We start from the raw sequence: 15,996 nt of genomic DNA, 5'->3' as shown, positions 1-15,996 counted from the left end.
AATCACAACAACCAAAGGTTTAGTGATTTAAGGAGTGATAGGTTTGAATGTCACACCAAGTTGAAAAGCGTGCTGTATTCCTAATTGTGGTAAAAAAATGCTACCTAGCTAGCAAATTTGGGATTAAGCGAGCACAAACCAATCCGTTTAAGATGCGATAGCGACAGACCTATGTTAATATGCTTGTGGACAATTGGTCTTACCAATTACAAAAGAGATTGATCGGTAGCCGATAATCAAAGTAAGCGAATATTTGTCATCTTATCGGGTATCAATAGACAGACTTTTGGAGTGACAGCACTTCAAAATCCAGTTCCCATCATAGGGCGTCATCATGAAGGGAGCTTTATTTCAGGAATTAGCTATTGGCTTATACTCAGCATCGCTTCACGCTGATCGCCAATAACCTTTATCTCAACCAGAAGGTATTAGTACGATGACCGAAAAAACTGAACTGTTTGCCAACGCATGGGAAGGCTTTACCCCTGGCGATTGGAAATCTGAAGTCAATGTACGTGACTTTATCCAACAAAACTACGCGCCTTTTGAAGGCGACGAATCATTCCTTGCCGGTGCCACCGAAGCGACCACAACCCTGTGGGATAAAGTCATGGAAGGCATCAAACAGGAAAACCGTACCCACGCGCCTGTTGATTTCGATACTAAGATGGTTTCTACCATCACTTCCCACGACGCTGGCTACATCAACAAAGAATTAGAAACTATCGTTGGCTTACAAACAGATGCGCCGCTAAAACGCGCTATGTTGCCTAACGGTGGTATTCGTATGGTGGAAAGCTCATGCGCTGCCTACGACCGCGTGCTAGATGAAGACGTTAAATACATCTATTCAGAACTGCGTAAAACCCATAACCAAGGTGTATTCGATGTTTACACCCCAGAAATTATGGCTTGCCGTAAATCAGGTATTTTAACCGGTTTACCTGATGCTTATGGCCGTGGCCGTATCATTGGTGACTATCGCCGTGTTGCACTTTACGGTATCGATTACCTGATGAAAGATAAGTTTGCCCAATTCACTTCACTGCAAGCGCAGTTCGAAGCGGGTGAAGAATTATCAAATGTTATCCAATTACGTGAAGAAATCGCTGAGCAACACCGTGCACTAGGTCAAATGAAGAAAATGGCTGCCAAATATGGCTGCGATATTTCTCGCCCAGCAACCACTGCACAAGAAGCTATTCAATGGACTTACTTCGGTTACTTAGCCGCAGTGAAAAGCCAAAACGGCGCGGCGATGTCATTAGGCCGTACCTCTTCATTCCTCGACATCTATATTGAACGCGATCTGAAAAATGGCACCTTAACTGAGCAACAAGCTCAGGAAATGATTGACCATTTCGTGATGAAACTGCGTATGGTACGTTTCCTACGTACTCCAGAATACGATGAATTGTTCTCTGGCGACCCAATTTGGGCGACTGAGTCAATTGGCGGTATGGGCTTAGATGGCCGTACGTTAGTGACTAAATCAAGCTTCCGTTTCTTGAATACCCTTTACACTATGGGTCCAAGTCCAGAGCCAAACATCACAGTATTGTGGTCAGATAAACTGCCCATCGGCTTCAAAAAATATTGCGCCAAAGTGTCTATCGACACTAGCTCAATCCAATATGAAAACGATGACCTAATGCGTCCAGATTTCCAATCAGACGACTATGCTATTGCCTGTTGTGTAAGCCCAATGGTTGTGGGTAAACACATGCAGTTCTTCGGTGCCCGCGCCAACTTAGCTAAAACTATGTTGTATGCGATTAACGGCGGCGTTGACGAAAAACTGAAAATCCAAGTTGCCCCTAAAGCCGACCCTATCACTGACGCCGTATTAAACTACGACGACGTGATGAATCGCTTAGACGGTTTAATGGATTGGTTAGCGACTCAATATGTCACAGCACTGAACTCAATCCACTTCATGCACGACAAGTACTCTTACGAAGCCGCGCTAATGGCACTGCACGATAGAGACGTACGTCGCACTATGGCTTGTGGTATTGCGGGTCTGTCTATCGCAGCCGACTCACTGTCTGCCATTAAATTCGCCACAGTAAAACCTGTTCGTGATGAAAACGGCATTGCAGTTGATTTCGAAATTAGCGGTGACTATCCAAAATTTGGTAACAACGACCCACGTGTTGATGATATCGCCTGTGATTTAGTTGAACGTTTTATGGCGAAAATTCGCGACCGTAAAATGTATCGCAATGCGATCCCAACTCAGTCAATTCTGACCATCACCTCAAACGTGGTTTATGGTAAGAAAACCGGTAACACACCAGATGGTCGTCGTTCAGGTGCGCCATTTGCACCGGGTGCAAACCCTATGCATGGCCGTGATGAAAAAGGCGCAATCGCTTCTTTAACCTCAGTGGCAAAACTCCCATTTGCCCACGCTCAAGATGGTATCTCTTATACCTTCTCAATCGTGCCAAATGCACTGGGTAAAGATGATGATGCTCGCCGTACCAACTTAGCGGCATTGATGGACGGATACTTCGACCACAATGACAAAAAAGAAGGTGGCCAACACTTGAACGTCAACGTGATGAACCGCGAGATGCTCGAAGATGCCGTTAAGCATCCAGAAAAGTATCCACAGCTGACCATCCGTGTTTCTGGCTACGCAGTGCGCTTCAATTCACTGACACCAGAGCAGCAACAAGATGTGATCACGCGTACATTCACCAAAGGTCTGTAAGCTAAATTAGTCAAGGCTGTAGTACACTGTGCTACAGCCTCACTTATTTTAACAGGAGTCACAATGGCAGTTATCGGTCGGATCCACTCAGTGGAATCCTTTGGCACAGTCGATGGTCCAGGCATACGATTTATCACCTTTATGCAAGGCTGTTTAATGCGCTGCCAGTATTGCCACAACCGTGACACTTGGGATCTTGATGGCGGAAAAGAAGTTCTGGTCGATGAGTTAATGAGTCAAATCATCAGCTATCGGCCTTTTCTCGATGCCAGCAATGGTGGTGTTACGGCCAGTGGTGGTGAAGCCATTTTACAGGCAGAATTCGTCGCCGAATTATTCACAGCCTGTCAGCAAGAAGGTATTCATACCTGTTTAGATACCAATGGTTTTGTACGTAAGTACACGCCAGTGATTGATGAGTTACTCGACCACACTGACTTGGTCCTGCTCGACATCAAACACATGGATGATGAAAAACATATTGAGTTAACCAAAGTCAGCAACCATAGAACATTGCAATTTGCGCAGTATTTGGCAGAGCGTAATCAAGCAACTTGGATACGGTATGTGGTGGTGGGCGGATTTACCGACGATGAAGCATCGGCATTACAACTGGCCGAGTTTATCAAGCCCATGAAAAACATTGAAAAGGTAGAATTACTACCCTATCACGAATTAGGTAAACACAAGTGGGAAGCCATGGGCGAAAGCTATCAACTCGATGGCATATCACCACCGAGCCGAGAAACCATGGAAAAGATCAAAGCCGTATTTGTTGGGCAAGGGATTAACGCGATTTATTAATCCACAGTAATAGAAAAGCCAAAACAGCGGCAACGGCCTAAAGTTCTTCCCAATAACTGGCATCTAAACGCTCAAAGGCTATTTTTAAAATCAGGGCCATATCGAGATAACAGGCTTTAGCGCCTAAAGTTTGGCAATTGATACCCATGGACGACAACTTCGCACTCAACTGGTTACTCCAGTCGAACAGCGTTAATGGTAATGGATGGCGCGCTCGCCAACCTAACCACAGCAGCCCCTGTAACGGTAAGCTGATGAAAAATAAACCGAGAGTGACAGCTTGGGGTAGAAATGCCCAACCGTGAATATACAGCTGGCTCATACTCACAAAAAACGCCAACACTGGCATCACCAGTATGGCAAGCTGAGTAGCTCGGACGACCCGATACTCAGGGAAATAAAAACCCAGTTGTCTAACCATAGGCCAAGTCTTCATATATTGATGACCATCACCTAAGGTTTTGAGGATCTTAATGCTCAATTTTAGACACCAACTACAATGGAATACTGCTTTTACCATAGCACAATCTGGCGAATCGCCCCAAGACTGTTATGGTAAAAACACCGCAGATCCTAATTTTTTTGAATCGTTATATTAAACACAATGGCAAAGGGTTTACACATGTCAAATAATCTGGTTTTAGTTCTCAATTGCGGTAGCTCTTCTCTCAAATTTGCCGTCATTGACGCGCAAACAGGTGACGATCAAATTTCTGGCTTAGCCGAATGTTTTGGTTTAGAAGACTCGCGCATTAAATGGAAAATCAACGGCGAAAAACATGAAGCGGCCTTAGGCGCATTTACGGCTCACCGTGAAGCAGTTGAATACATTGTTAATAAAATCCTTGCGGAACAACCTGAATTAGCAGCGAAAATTCAAGCTGTTGGCCACCGTATCGTTCACGGCGGTGAAAAGTTCACTCGCTCTGTGATCATCGACGAAAGCGTGATCAAAGGTATCGAAGATTGTGCTTCACTAGCCCCCCTGCACAATCCTGCTCACCTTATCGGCATCCGCGCAGCCATTGCCTCTTTCCCTAAATTGCCACAGGTTGCTGTATTTGATACCGCATTCCACCAAAGTATGCCAGACAGAGCTTATGTCTACGCCCTGCCTTACAAGTTATACCGTGAACACGGTATCCGCCGTTATGGCATGCATGGCACGAGTCATTTATTCGTTAGCCGTGAAGCAGCAAAAATGCTCAACAAGCCCATTGAAGAAACTAACGTTATCTGTGCTCACCTAGGCAACGGCGCGTCAGTGACTGCCATCAAAGGCGGCAAAAGTGTCGACACTTCTATGGGTTTAACCCCATTAGAAGGTTTGGTCATGGGCACACGTTGTGGCGATATTGACCCTTCAATCATCTATCACTTAGTTCATCAACTGGGTTACACCTTAGAAGAAGTGAATAACCTGATGAACAAGCAAAGTGGTCTGCTGGGGATTTCCGAGCTGACTAACGATTGCCGCGGCATCGAAGAAGGTTACGCCGACGGTCATAAAGGCGCGACCTTAGCCTTAGAAATCTTCTGCTACCGTTTAGCCAAATACATCGCCTCTTACACTGTGCCACTGGGCCGTTTAGATGCAGTCGTCTTCACCGGCGGCATTGGTGAAAACTCAGACTTAATCCGTGAAAAAGTGCTCAACATGCTGGAAATCTTCAATTTCCATGTCGATAGCGAACGCAACAAAGCGGCGCGTTTCGGTAAGAAAGGCATCATCACTCAAGATAAAGGCACGATTGCCATGGTGCTCCCAACGAACGAAGAATGGGTAATCGCCGAAGATTCAATTAAACTGATCAACAAATAAAAAATGACCTAAGCCGTTTGCTCACCCAAACGGCTTTACGCTTTACATAGCCATACTCACAAGCAAATTTGCAGAAACTCTTCTGCCAAAAACCATCGAAACTAGAGGTTTTTATGTCTCGTAATATTATGTTAATCCCCATAGGTACCGGAGTCGGCCTGACCTCCTTAAGCCTTGGGATGGTTCGCGCACTGGAGCGCCACGGAGTTAAAGTTCAGTTCTTTAAGCCGATTTCCCAACTTAGACCTAATGATAACGGCCCAGAACGCTCAACCACTATTCTGAGTAAATCGCCGACGGTAAATCCGTTAGAGCCCTTCGACATGGCCCATGCCGAAGCCTTAATTCGTGCTGACCAAACCGACGTATTAATGGAGCAAATCATTGCCCGTGCGTCCGATTGCGCCAGCAACACTGAGACCTTAATTGTTGAAGGTTTAGTGCCAACCCGTAACCATCCCTTTGCCGACGATGTGAACTATGCCATCGCTAAAGCCATGGATGCAGACGTGATTTTTATTGCCACGCCGGGTAGCGATACTTCAACTGGGTTGATGAATCGCCTTGAAATCGCCTACAACTCTTGGGGCGGAAAAAAGAACAAACGCCTGATTGGCGCTGTGATCAACAAGATTGGTGCCCCCGTTGACGACGAAGGTCGCGCGCGCCCTGATCTCTCTGAAGTCTTTGATCACCAAGGTGTTCAACGCTCAGATGCGGCCAGCATGTTCCAACTGCCGGGTAAGAGCCCACTGCGTATTTTAGGCAGCGTGCCATACAACCTCGATCTTGTCGCGCCACGTGCCTCGGATCTGGCGAAGCATTTAAGCGCACGCATTCTTAATGCCGGCGAAATGCATACTCGTCGTCTGCGTAAAGTGACGTTCTGTGCCCGCAGTATCCCTAATATGGTGACCCATATTAAGACTGATTCACTACTTGTGACCTCAGGCGATCGCTCAGATGTCATCGTTTCAGCCTGTCTTGCGGCCATGAACGGCGTGAAAATTGGTGCCCTACTGTTGACGGGTAGCTACGAGCCAGAGCCAGAAATTCTTAAGCTGTGTGAACAGGCCTTTGAAACCGGTTTACCTGTGTTCTTAATCGACAGCAACACTTGGCAAACCTCGCTCAACATTCAACGTTTCGACCATGAAGTACCTGTCGATGACGCGGTTCGTATTGATCTGGTGCAGGATTATGTGGCCAGCCACATCGACCAAACTTGGATTGAAAGCGTAACTAAAAACTCGCCCCGTGAGCATCGCCTGTCACCACCCGCTTTCCGTTACAAACTCACGGAATTGGCGCGCGCCGCCCACAAGACTGTGGTGCTGCCAGAAGGTGATGAGCCACGTACCATTAAAGCGGCGGCCATTTGTGCCGAACGCGGTATCGCTCGCTGTGTGCTTTTAGGTAAAAAAGATGAAATCCTGCGTATCGCCGCACAGCAAGATGTGGTGCTTGGCGAAGGCGTGATCATTATCGATCCAGAAGAGGTGCGCGACCGTTACGTAGAACCTATGTTGGAACTGCGTCGCAGCAAAGGCTTAACGGAAGTCGTTGCCCGTGAACAGTTAGAAGACAACATGGTGCTTGGCACTATGATGCTGGCGCAAAACGAAGTTGACGGTATTGTATCTGGCGCGGTTAACACCACAGCTAATACCATCCGCCCACCACTGCAATTGATCAAAACGGCACCGGGCTCAAGCCTTGTTTCGTCCATCTTCTTTATGTTGATGCCAGATCAAGTGCTTGTTTACGGTGACTGCGCAATTAACCCAGATCCAAATGCGGAGCAATTAGCCGATATCGCCATCCAATCAGCGGAATCAGCAAAAGCCTTCGGTATTGAGCCAAGAGTGGCAATGATCAGCTACTCAACCGGTAACTCAGGCACAGGTTCAGATGTGGATAAAGTGCGTGAAGCGACCCGTATCGCCAAAGAAAAACGCCCAGATCTGATTATTGATGGTCCATTACAATACGATGCGGCGGTTATGCCAAATGTTGCTCGCTCTAAGGCACCTGATAGTCCTGTCGCTGGCCAAGCCACCGTTTTCGTGTTCCCAGACCTCAATACAGGCAACACGACTTACAAGGCTGTACAGCGAAGCGCGGACCTGATCAGTATCGGTCCTATGCTGCAAGGTATGCGCAAACCTGTGAACGACTTATCTCGCGGCGCGTTAGTCGATGATATCGTCTACACTATCGCCCTAACGGCAATTCAAGCAGCACAAAACGACGCAGCTAAAGGCTAACACAGCGAAATCTGCATAGCGTTACGCACAACAAAGCACTGGTACTTACCGGTGCTTTTTTTATGCTCAAATTTAGCTTAAGCAAGGCTATAGCGCTGCGATAATGGCTCAATAGCAAAGCCAATATGGCAAAATAAGCAGACTAAATACGAGGAAAAACGAATTAAGCGGTGTGAATAAGGTGAGTGAACGGCGAAAAATATCCACAAGTGAAAGTGGAACATGGCGGAAAACTGAAAAGCGTCACTTTTTAACCAGCAAATAAAGCAAGACAATATCAGTGACTTACAAAGTATCACTGAAGTCTTCAACATAGTTTTCCACAGTTTCTGTGGATAACCTTTTTATATGCCTCCTAACTATATGCCACACTCAATAGGCTTGAGTCAACGCATTTCCCAATAGATCGCAAATAACGACAGAACTTGTGCATTAGGGCTAAAATCGCGATACTCAGAACAAATTCCAATAACTAAAACTTATGCGAACTCTATTTTTTATCTCCCTGCTGTTCCTCTTTGGTTGTGGCGATCCCTCGACGGAAAATCAACGCCAGTTATCGCCCGAAGAAGTGAGCTTAGGCTTTTTTAAAGCGATTTATGTCGATCGAGATGTTGAACAAGCCAAGCAATTTGTCGATGAACCAATTAAACAAGTGCTCACCCATTACTATATTGCCGCCGCGGTGCAGCGCAATATGCTCGGCCTGTCGATGACCAATGTTGAAATGGAAATTGATGATATCGATATCGACTTTTTCCGTAAATTTACCAAAGACGTCATTGTCGTGATCAAAATGAAAGGCCTTAAAGGCGGTCAGCCGTGGATTGATGACAGAACCATACGTCTTCACAAGATTGGCAGTAAGTGGACTATCGTCGAGCTGATGCCAGAAAAGCGCAAAGTAAACGGCTAATCTCCCTTCCCGCTCGCCACTTTTATTGCGCATGTCTTCTCATGCGCTCAATTCTAGCGCCGATTTCAGCCAAAAAAATAGCAACCCTAAGGTTGCTATTTCAATGTGCTTGTTTTGTTACGTCCGACTCATAAGTACCGTCAGTCTAATCGTTATCGATTAAGCCTGGATCACTTCTTCTTCGCTTTCAGCAGGTAAAGACGTCAGTACATCGTCTTTCACTTGATAATAAGCATTTTCGTATTCATGAACTTCCATAACAACTCCTGCTTGATTGGGTAAGGTCGCAGAGGCATGTCATTCTATGCTGACATTTTGCCTATGAGGAAAGGGATATATTTCGTGGGCAGGAGTATAACAAAGTCAAAACTATAATTACAGAAAACTTTCAGTTTTGTTTCTTCTTCAATGACATTTAAGGCGTGTTATCACTTATAAAGCTCAAAATCTGTCCAGAAAACTGAAACCCTTTCATCTTTACAGATGATATTTAGCCGCCCATGACGCCATTTAATGCTGCCCTATATGCACAAACGCTATTAACAGAAATCGCTTACAAACAATGAATCTAGGGAAGTGCGACGCTAGCTGCTATCAATTAAGTAATGACGCGAGTAGGAGGTAAGATATGAACGCACTTATTGAGCTTGAAGCCACCACACTAACGACATTATTTAGCCACGGCGATGTATTAGGGATCCGCATGTTTATGGAACACATGAATATGCCATTAGATGTTCAGGACAGGCTTTATGATGAAATTTCCGCCCTCAAACACTTAGACCAACATCAAGTCTGTAAAGTGATTGAAACCTTTGGACAATCGCAGCTCTCTGAACGATTAAGCTACTGACGGAGCGTTTAAGCTAATGATTGGGCGATTATATGACTGAGTGATAATGTTCTGAGTAGCCATTTGCTCAGTAACATTTTGCTCATAAACAAGTGACCGCGTAGAAAGCTAAACACTTAACCTAATCTAACCAAAAAGCCAAAGCACTTGCCGATATGGGCATGGTTCAAGGTATGTTAGCCCCTCAAGAGCGCCCAGACCTCTATACATTGCGCCGAATTGGATTTGCAAGCTTGCCTTGAGTTTACATATCCATATTTGTTGCACTTTTAAAATCAGCAATTAAATTTTCCATTTAGCTTCATTAAAAACCGACAAAAAAGGCCAGTTAAAACTGGCCTATTAAGCTAAATCAAGACTAGGTTTGAGCCGATAAACGGTAACGCAGCACCTTAAGCGACTTCTCTTCAGACACATCCATAAATGCTGGCGGATTGGCTAAGCGCTCTATGTATTCGAGTGCTGGCGCCGCATCTGCGACCTGCTGGCGTAGGAAAGTGGTATCGAGCTCGGGTGCATTGAGGCAGAGTAACACTTCACCATTATCGGCAAGTAACTCAGGTAAGCGCCTGATTAAACGTACATAATCCTTAGTCGCGACAAAACTGCCCTTTTGATTGCTCGGTGGATCGGCCACAATAATGTCGTAGGGACCGAGCTTTTTCAGTTTGCCCCAAGATTTAAAAATATCATGGCCTAAAAAACGTGCTCCCGCACTAAAGCCATTCAGCAAATGATTCTGTTTGCCTATGCCTAATGCGCCTTTGCTCATGTCCATATTGACCACTTCATCGGCGCCGCCTTGCAATGCCGCGACCGAGAAACCACAGGTATAGGCAAACAAATTAAGCACTTTTTTATAGCGGGCATTTGCTCTCACCCACTCGCGGCCGTTAGCCATATCGAGGAATAAACCGTGGTTTTGTCCGCGCATTAAATGCACCTGAAAGCGTGCGCCATTTTCACTAACAATATGCGGCTCAGGCACTTCGCCTTGCAGCACTTGAGTAAAGGTCTCGCCCGCACTGCGGTATTGGTAGACTAAATTCAGTTGGCTATCAGGACGAATGGCCTGCCAACGCGCCGCAATGGCCTGCTGGCATGTGGCTAAATCGTCATCGGCTAAGGGAGTGAAACTGGTCAGCAATAGCACTGGCGCAAACCAATCTAAACATAGGTGTTCACAACCCGCGTAGTGTCCTCCGCGGCCGTGAAATAACCGCACTGCATCATCACCTAATTCAATTGTCGCTAGCGCTTGTATAAAACTTTGCATCTTCTATTACTTACTCTCTGTTGTACTTATATCGGCGTCATCGCCATCGGAACTTGAGTTTTCCGTGTTGCTGGCCACGAACTTATCTTCAACATCGTCCGATAATAAAATTGCTAACCAGTTACCACTTTTACTCGATTCGAGGGCAATTTTAACCACCATAGTCAGCGGCACCGACAGCAACATGCCGACAGAACCTAGCAACCAGCCCCAAAAAATTAACGATAAAAACACCACTAAGGTCGATAAGCCTAAGCCGCGGCCCATAAATTTAGGTTCAATCATATTGCCCATCACCATGTTGGCACCGACATATAAAAGTGCAGTACCGCCCGCTGCCGCAGGGCCAAGCTGAATGAAGGCTAATAACACCGCAGGAATGGCGGCGATGATAGAACCGATATTGGGAATGTAATTAAATAGGAAGGCGATCACCGCCCATAGCATGGCGTAATCCACACCAATAATGGTTAAACCGACACCGACGATAACCCCGGTCGCTAAACTCACTAGCGTCTTGATCACCATGTACTGATTAACCGATTGCAAAAAGCGGTCAATCTGCTTGAGGCGCATATCGGGATCGTCCAGCGCCAGATGCAATTTTTTTGGCAACGATTGGGCTTCAAACAGCATAAAGACGATGGTTAAGATGATCAGAAATAAATTCGCCATCACATTGCCAACACCCGACAGCATATTCGTCGTCATAGACAAGGCCATGCCAGGGTCAAAATACGCTAACACTTGATCCTTCGAAATCTGAATATTGAAGGAATTTAACTTATTTAATATCCAAGCAAATTGCTCGACTAACTGCACCCGATATTGGGGTAATTGCTTGGAGAACTCATTGACTGAACTACCGACAACCGAGGCTAACCAGAGGCCCATCAACACAATAAATCCCATCAAGAGGATCACCGCCAGCCATTTAGGCACACGGAATTTGGTCATTAAACCAATCGCGGGATTACAAATCACCGCCAGAAAACTGGATAGCACAAACGGCACCACAATCGGGCTCGCCGCCTTAATCCCTGCCAAAATAATCACTACAAAGGCCATAACCGCAAAGCCACGGTAAGCAGCAGAGGGCGCATTAGGTCGCGTCATTTATTAAAAATCCTTCTTGATCTTAGATAAAATTGTTAGGCTAACCCGAGAACACACTTAACCTCAGAAACCTTAGCTTAAGATAGCCATTTGCCATTATGAAACCAGAAACCGCGATTATACGCATTAAAAACTTAAGACTTCGTACTTTTATCGGCATTAAAGAAGATGAAATTCAAAATCGCCAAGACGTGATCATCAATGTCGTGATCCATTATTGTGCCGAGCGTGCCCGTAACAGTGATAATGTTGAGGATGCACTCAATTACCGCACTATCACCAAAAAGATCATTGAGCTGATTGAGAATAACCGTTTCTCATTACTCGAAAATCTTACCAGCCAAACGCTGGCCATCGCCAGTGAGCATCCTTGGGTTGAATTTGCCAGTGTCGAAATCGACAAACCCCATGCCCTGCGCTTTGCTGATTCAGTTTCTATGGAGTTGTGTTATCAGAAATAATCTCGCTAGAAATACCCAGACTAAGTGATCGTTGCACACCGTATTTCGGTATATATCCTCAGAGCTCAACCGATAAGAGAGGTTCCATGAATATACTGATCACTGGCGCAAGCGGCTTTATTGGCCGCCAATTAGTCGAACGATTGGCGCCCCATCATCAACTGACGTTATTAACGCGCTCAGTGCAACAAACGCAGAGAATACTCGGTAATCAGCACCATTACCTTGAGAGCCTCGATGCGCTGAGCGACCTGAATCATATCGACGCCGTAGTGAATCTTGCGGGCGAGCCGATCGTCGCTAAGCGCTGGAGCAAAAACCAGAAGCAGCGGATTTGTGATAGCCGTTGGGATATCACGGCAAGATTAACTCAGCTAATACAGCAGAGTAGTAATCCGCCTAAGATCATGGTGAGTGGTTCGGCAGTGGGTTATTACGGTCGACATGATGATAAATTGCTCGATGAATCCAGTGGTGCCCATGTTGAGTTTAGCCATGACATCTGCCGAAAATGGGAACAAGAAGCGCTTAATGCAAACACTGAGCAAACCCGCGTCTGCATTATCCGTATCGGGATTGTGTTAGGAAAAGGCGGCGCATTAGAGAAAATGTTACCACCCTTTAAGCTCGGACTCGGTGGCCCAATTGGTCATGGACGTCAAGGCATGAGTTGGATCCATGTGCAAGATCTCATCTCCCTTATCGACTTTTTACTCAGCCAAGAACATTGCAAAGGCGTATTCAACGCCACGGCCCCCAACCCAGTCAGTAACGCTGTGTTTACCAAAGCACTTGGAAAAGCACTCAATCGCCCCGCCCTTATCACGACCCCGCCGCTTGCATTACGCTTGGCTATGGGTGAAATGTCGGAGCTGTTGACCGAAGGACAGTTTGTTTATCCTAAACGCGCCCTCGAAGCCGGTTTTCAGTTTCAATTCAGTGACCTCGACAATGCCTTAACCGACGTGTTAGCCAAATAGGCTAGCACGCTGCTGCTAACAATCCCGCGGAATCTTGCATTAAACATCGACATATTCGGGCGCTAATGCGCACGAATTTCGGTGCTAAGGCTTGCTAGATGTTGACGTAAGCACAAGCGCCACTTTAGCAACACTAGAAAAACAATATCATAACATCATGATTTGTAATGTGATTTAGCGACAGCGCGACACTTTTCTGCTAAACTCGCCTCCATTCGGTCATAGGAGGCACGCATTAATCGCCTCAACCTTGACCACAGATAGACTCAGCAACACCTCATAAATAGACAGTTATTTATGCTCAAGAACAGGCTATTTAATCTGCTGTTCTTGGCCTGTAAACCATAAAACGATACACTTGCGCTCACTCATCCTTTAAATTTTTATCGGATTGACAATGATCTGTCCTCGACATCAAGCGCTTAACATCCAGCATTAGCAGGTACTTAATAACAAGATGGGTGACTCCTCAATGGGCATTGTGCTCACTGAAATGCCCACACTAAGACAGTTTGTAAGGAATTTTCATGCACACGACCTATACGATTGGCGAGCTAGAATCATTTTTAATTGCCATTTTCGTGCTGTTTATCGGCCACTCCATCAATCGCCATGTACGTGTCTTTAGGCAATATAATATCCCCGAACCCATAGTGGGTGGCCTCGTTGTCGCTGCGGGTGTCGCATTTCTTCACTTTCAAAATATCAGTCTCGACTTCAGCTTATCGCTGCAAAATACCTTAATGCTGATGTTTTTCAGCACGATTGGCCTCTCGGCAAACTACAAGCTGTTACTCAGCGGTGGTAAAAAAGTCTTTATCTTTCTGGGTGTTGCCTCGATTTATATTGTTATCCAAAATGCCGTCGGCGTGAGTTTAGCTAATCTGTTAGGGCTAGACCCGATTATGGGCCTTATCGCAGGGTCAATTACCCTGTCGGGTGGCCATGGAACGGGCGTCGCTTGGTCACAAACCTTTGCGGAAAACTACGGTATCAACACTTTAGAGTTTGCTATGGCCGCTGCGACCTTTGGCTTAATCATGGGCGGAATTATAGGTGGCCCCGTTGCGCAGCGATTAATCGGTAAACATAATCTTGTTTCTCGCTATGGGATTGGTCGCAAGCATCACAGTGAACATCCGCATTTAGTGACTTACGATCAGTTAGAAGAAGATCAAGTCACAGCCAAAACCATATTAGAAACCCTGTTTGTACTGCTGCTGTGTGTTGCAGGCTCAAAATGGCTCACGCTGTGGATCAGCCAATCGGGCATAGCTTGGCTCAAAATGCCCGACTTTGTTTATGCTCTCTTCCTTGGCGTTATCATCGCCAATATCACCGAACTCACCCGCGGCTATAAGCCCCATACTGAAAGTATCGATGTCATAGGCACAGTCGCTTTGTCACTGTTCCTTTCTATGGCTTTGATGACCTTAAAGCTATGGGAGATTTTTGATTTAGCCATCCCGCTGCTCGTCATCTTACTGGTGCAAACCGCAGTACTGGCGGTGTTCGCCTATTTCGTGACATTCAAAGTGATGGGCAGTAATTACGATGCGGCGGTGATCACTGGCGGCCACTGCGGCTTTGGTATGGGCGCAACACCAACGGCGGTAATGAACATGGGCGCGCTCGTCTCGCGCACAGGGCCGTCGCCCCAAGCCTTTATGGTTGTGCCTATCGTCGGGGCTTTCTTTATCGACATCGTTAACTTGATTGTCTTGCAGGGCTATCTGAGCTTTATGAAGTAGTCGCTTTTGAAGACGTTGCTTAAAGTAAAGCATCATTGAATCAACCAGCTAACAAAAGGGCGCCTCATTCGGCGCCCTTCTTTATGGTACAACATCACGTAGACTAGAATCCGTGCATGCTAAAACTCGCGCATAAGGCGCTCAGGTCGAGGCAAGTAATGATCAGCATAATCAAGGGAGAAAACCACTGAGCTTGAACGGCCTACAATCTCATCGCGTGGCACAAAGCCAATGACCCGAGAATCAGCGCTGTTATCTCGATTATCACCCAGCGCTAGGTAATGCGCGTCTGGCACAGTGACAGGTCCAAAATTGGCGAGCTTTGAGGGGACAGGATTAAGGCGAATACTGTGGGCCATACCGATTAAGTTCTCCTGCATTTCGGTGACATCAGCGGGAGCATAAGGACTCAATGCTTGGGATGAGTAACTAAGGGGTTCGCCATTCAAATACAAACGATTATCCCGCATCATCACAGTATCGCCTGGCACAGCAATCACCCGCTTAATGAGTTTTTTATCGGCCTTTTTCGAATCGAACACCACGATATCACCGCGGGCGGGATCCGCAAGTTTGACTAAGGCGATATGGGTAAATGGCACCCTAAGATCGTAGGCTATCTTGTTTACCAGAATGCGATCGCCCTCGACGATAGTCGGCAGCATAGAACCCGATGGCACTGTATTCCAATCGGCCACAGCGCTCCTGAACACTAACATTAAGCTGATAAACAGAAAAAAGGAGCGGTTCTCCTTAAGCAGTTTGGTTATTCCTTTGAACATATATTTCCTCTCTATGGCATGTATAAGCTAGTCGCTGTTCTCAGTTAAATAGACCCATTGCGTTACACTAAGTTCTGTTGCTACCTGCTTAAGCACAGATCAATTTGTAAGCCGATGTAAAGACGCATGTTCATATTCATATTCATATTCATATTCATATTCATATTCATATTCATATTCATATTCATATTCATATTCATATTCATATTCATATTCGAGTCATGCTCAAACTCAGCAGAATCAGCAAGA

13 protein-coding genes and 1 pseudogene are annotated in these 15,996 nt (G+C 46.0%); 10 read left to right on the top strand and 4 right to left on the bottom strand.

All coding sequences use genetic code 11. The features are described from left to right. The first annotated feature begins 436 nt into the window (after window positions 1–436). Together pflB and pflA are read left to right on the top strand one after the other, a co-directional pair. The gene (gene pflB / locus DYH48_RS06630) at window positions 437–2,719 is read left to right on the top strand and encodes a formate C-acetyltransferase (protein ID WP_115334347.1); all 2,283 of its coding nucleotides are present in this window, start codon (window positions 437–439) and stop codon (window positions 2,717–2,719) included. 63 nt (window positions 2,720–2,782) lie between these two features. Continuing rightward, a complete protein-coding gene (gene pflA / locus DYH48_RS06625; RefSeq protein ID WP_063884797.1) occupies window positions 2,783–3,523 on the top strand; it encodes a pyruvate formate lyase 1-activating protein in 741 nt (246 codons plus the stop codon). 37 nt (window positions 3,524–3,560) lie between these two features. Here pflA and yfbV read toward each other — a convergent pair whose 3' ends face one another. Beyond that, window positions 3,561–4,004 carry a terminus macrodomain insulation protein YfbV gene (yfbV, locus tag DYH48_RS06620; RefSeq protein WP_086010619.1) on the bottom strand — a complete coding sequence of 148 codons (444 nt, stop codon included), beginning with the start codon at window positions 4,002–4,004 and terminating at the stop codon, window positions 3,561–3,563. 141 nt (window positions 4,005–4,145) lie between these two features. Here yfbV and ackA point away from each other — a divergent pair, with 141 nt between their 5' ends. From ackA to DYH48_RS06590, 5 genes and pseudogenes are all read left to right on the top strand, one after another. Further along, on the top strand, window positions 4,146–5,345 hold the full coding sequence (gene ackA, locus DYH48_RS06615; protein WP_115334346.1) for an acetate kinase: 1,200 nt from the start codon (window positions 4,146–4,148) through the stop codon (window positions 5,343–5,345). Between the two features lie 113 nt (window positions 5,346–5,458). Further along, on the top strand, window positions 5,459–7,612 hold the full coding sequence (gene pta / locus DYH48_RS06610; protein WP_071939527.1) for a phosphate acetyltransferase: 2,154 nt from the start codon (window positions 5,459–5,461) through the stop codon (window positions 7,610–7,612). 481 nt (window positions 7,613–8,093) lie between these two features. After that, entirely contained in the window at window positions 8,094–8,528 is a 435-nt protein-coding gene (locus DYH48_RS06605; RefSeq protein WP_006085408.1) for a nuclear transport factor 2 family protein, read from the top strand. Window positions 8,529–9,156: 628 nt separating this feature from the next. Then, window positions 9,157–9,381: a hypothetical protein gene (locus tag DYH48_RS06595; RefSeq protein ID WP_115334345.1), complete on the top strand. Its 225-nt coding sequence runs from the start codon at window positions 9,157–9,159 to the stop codon at window positions 9,379–9,381. A gap of 131 nt (window positions 9,382–9,512) precedes the next feature. Beyond that, window positions 9,513–9,611: pseudogene (locus DYH48_RS06590) on the top strand (N-succinylarginine dihydrolase); the annotation flags it as partial. Between the two features lie 128 nt (window positions 9,612–9,739). On the opposite strand, the gene DYH48_RS06585 reads toward DYH48_RS06590, so the two are convergent. Both DYH48_RS06585 and DYH48_RS06580 read right to left on the bottom strand, forming a co-directional pair. Further along, complete coding sequence (locus DYH48_RS06585; protein WP_011847128.1) at window positions 9,740–10,657, bottom strand: class I SAM-dependent methyltransferase; 918 nt, start codon at window positions 10,655–10,657, stop codon at window positions 9,740–9,742. 6 nt (window positions 10,658–10,663) lie between these two features. Beyond that, on the bottom strand, window positions 10,664–11,773 hold the full coding sequence (locus tag DYH48_RS06580) for an AI-2E family transporter (protein ID WP_115334344.1): 1,110 nt from the start codon (window positions 11,771–11,773) through the stop codon (window positions 10,664–10,666). A gap of 98 nt (window positions 11,774–11,871) precedes the next feature. Here DYH48_RS06580 and folX point away from each other — a divergent pair, with 98 nt between their 5' ends. The 3 genes from folX to gltS all read left to right on the top strand — a co-directional run bounded on the left by folX (window position 11,872) and on the right by gltS (window position 14,965). After that, the gene (gene folX / locus DYH48_RS06575) at window positions 11,872–12,234 is read left to right on the top strand and encodes a dihydroneopterin triphosphate 2'-epimerase (RefSeq protein ID WP_006082167.1); all 363 of its coding nucleotides are present in this window, start codon (window positions 11,872–11,874) and stop codon (window positions 12,232–12,234) included. Between the two features lie 86 nt (window positions 12,235–12,320). Continuing rightward, the gene (locus DYH48_RS06570; RefSeq protein ID WP_115334343.1) at window positions 12,321–13,214 is read left to right on the top strand and encodes a TIGR01777 family oxidoreductase; all 894 of its coding nucleotides are present in this window, start codon (window positions 12,321–12,323) and stop codon (window positions 13,212–13,214) included. 527 nt (window positions 13,215–13,741) lie between these two features. Beyond that, window positions 13,742–14,965 carry a sodium/glutamate symporter gene (gene gltS, locus DYH48_RS06565; protein WP_006082169.1) on the top strand — a complete coding sequence of 408 codons (1,224 nt, stop codon included), beginning with the start codon at window positions 13,742–13,744 and terminating at the stop codon, window positions 14,963–14,965. A 119-nt stretch (window positions 14,966–15,084) separates the two neighbouring features. Here the strand turns inward: gltS and lepB are convergent, their stop codons facing one another. After that, a complete protein-coding gene (gene lepB / locus DYH48_RS06560) occupies window positions 15,085–15,747 on the bottom strand; it encodes a signal peptidase I (RefSeq protein WP_115334342.1) in 663 nt (220 codons plus the stop codon). Window positions 15,748–15,996: the final 249 nt, after the last annotated feature.

The organism is Shewanella baltica (genome assembly GCF_900456975.1).
Taxonomy (GTDB): Bacteria; Pseudomonadota; Gammaproteobacteria; order Enterobacterales; family Shewanellaceae; genus Shewanella; species Shewanella baltica.
This window is presented reverse-complemented; position numbering and strand designations above follow the sequence as displayed.

Bases quoted from the DNA above. Each gene is read 5' to 3' on its own strand.
- pflB (WP_115334347.1), top strand. From the start codon at position 437: ATGACCGAAAAAACTGAACTGTTTGCCAACGCATGGGAAGGCTTTACC.
- pflA (WP_063884797.1), top strand. From the start codon at position 2,783: ATGGCAGTTATCGGTCGGATCCACTCAGTGGAATCCTTTGGCACAGTC.
- ackA (WP_115334346.1), top strand. From the start codon at position 4,146: ATGTCAAATAATCTGGTTTTAGTTCTCAATTGCGGTAGCTCTTCTCTC.
- pta (WP_071939527.1), top strand. From the start codon at position 5,459: ATGTCTCGTAATATTATGTTAATCCCCATAGGTACCGGAGTCGGCCTG.
- DYH48_RS06605 (WP_006085408.1), top strand. From the start codon at position 8,094: ATGCGAACTCTATTTTTTATCTCCCTGCTGTTCCTCTTTGGTTGTGGC.
- DYH48_RS06595 (WP_115334345.1), top strand. From the start codon at position 9,157: ATGAACGCACTTATTGAGCTTGAAGCCACCACACTAACGACATTATTT.
- DYH48_RS06585 (WP_011847128.1), bottom strand. From the start codon at position 10,657: ATGCAAAGTTTTATACAAGCGCTAGCGACAATTGAATTAGGTGATGAT.
- DYH48_RS06580 (WP_115334344.1), bottom strand. From the start codon at position 11,773: ATGACGCGACCTAATGCGCCCTCTGCTGCTTACCGTGGCTTTGCGGTT.
- folX (WP_006082167.1), top strand. From the start codon at position 11,872: ATGAAACCAGAAACCGCGATTATACGCATTAAAAACTTAAGACTTCGT.
- DYH48_RS06570 (WP_115334343.1), top strand. From the start codon at position 12,321: ATGAATATACTGATCACTGGCGCAAGCGGCTTTATTGGCCGCCAATTA.
- gltS (WP_006082169.1), top strand. From the start codon at position 13,742: ATGCACACGACCTATACGATTGGCGAGCTAGAATCATTTTTAATTGCC.
- lepB (WP_115334342.1), bottom strand. From the start codon at position 15,747: ATGTTCAAAGGAATAACCAAACTGCTTAAGGAGAACCGCTCCTTTTTT.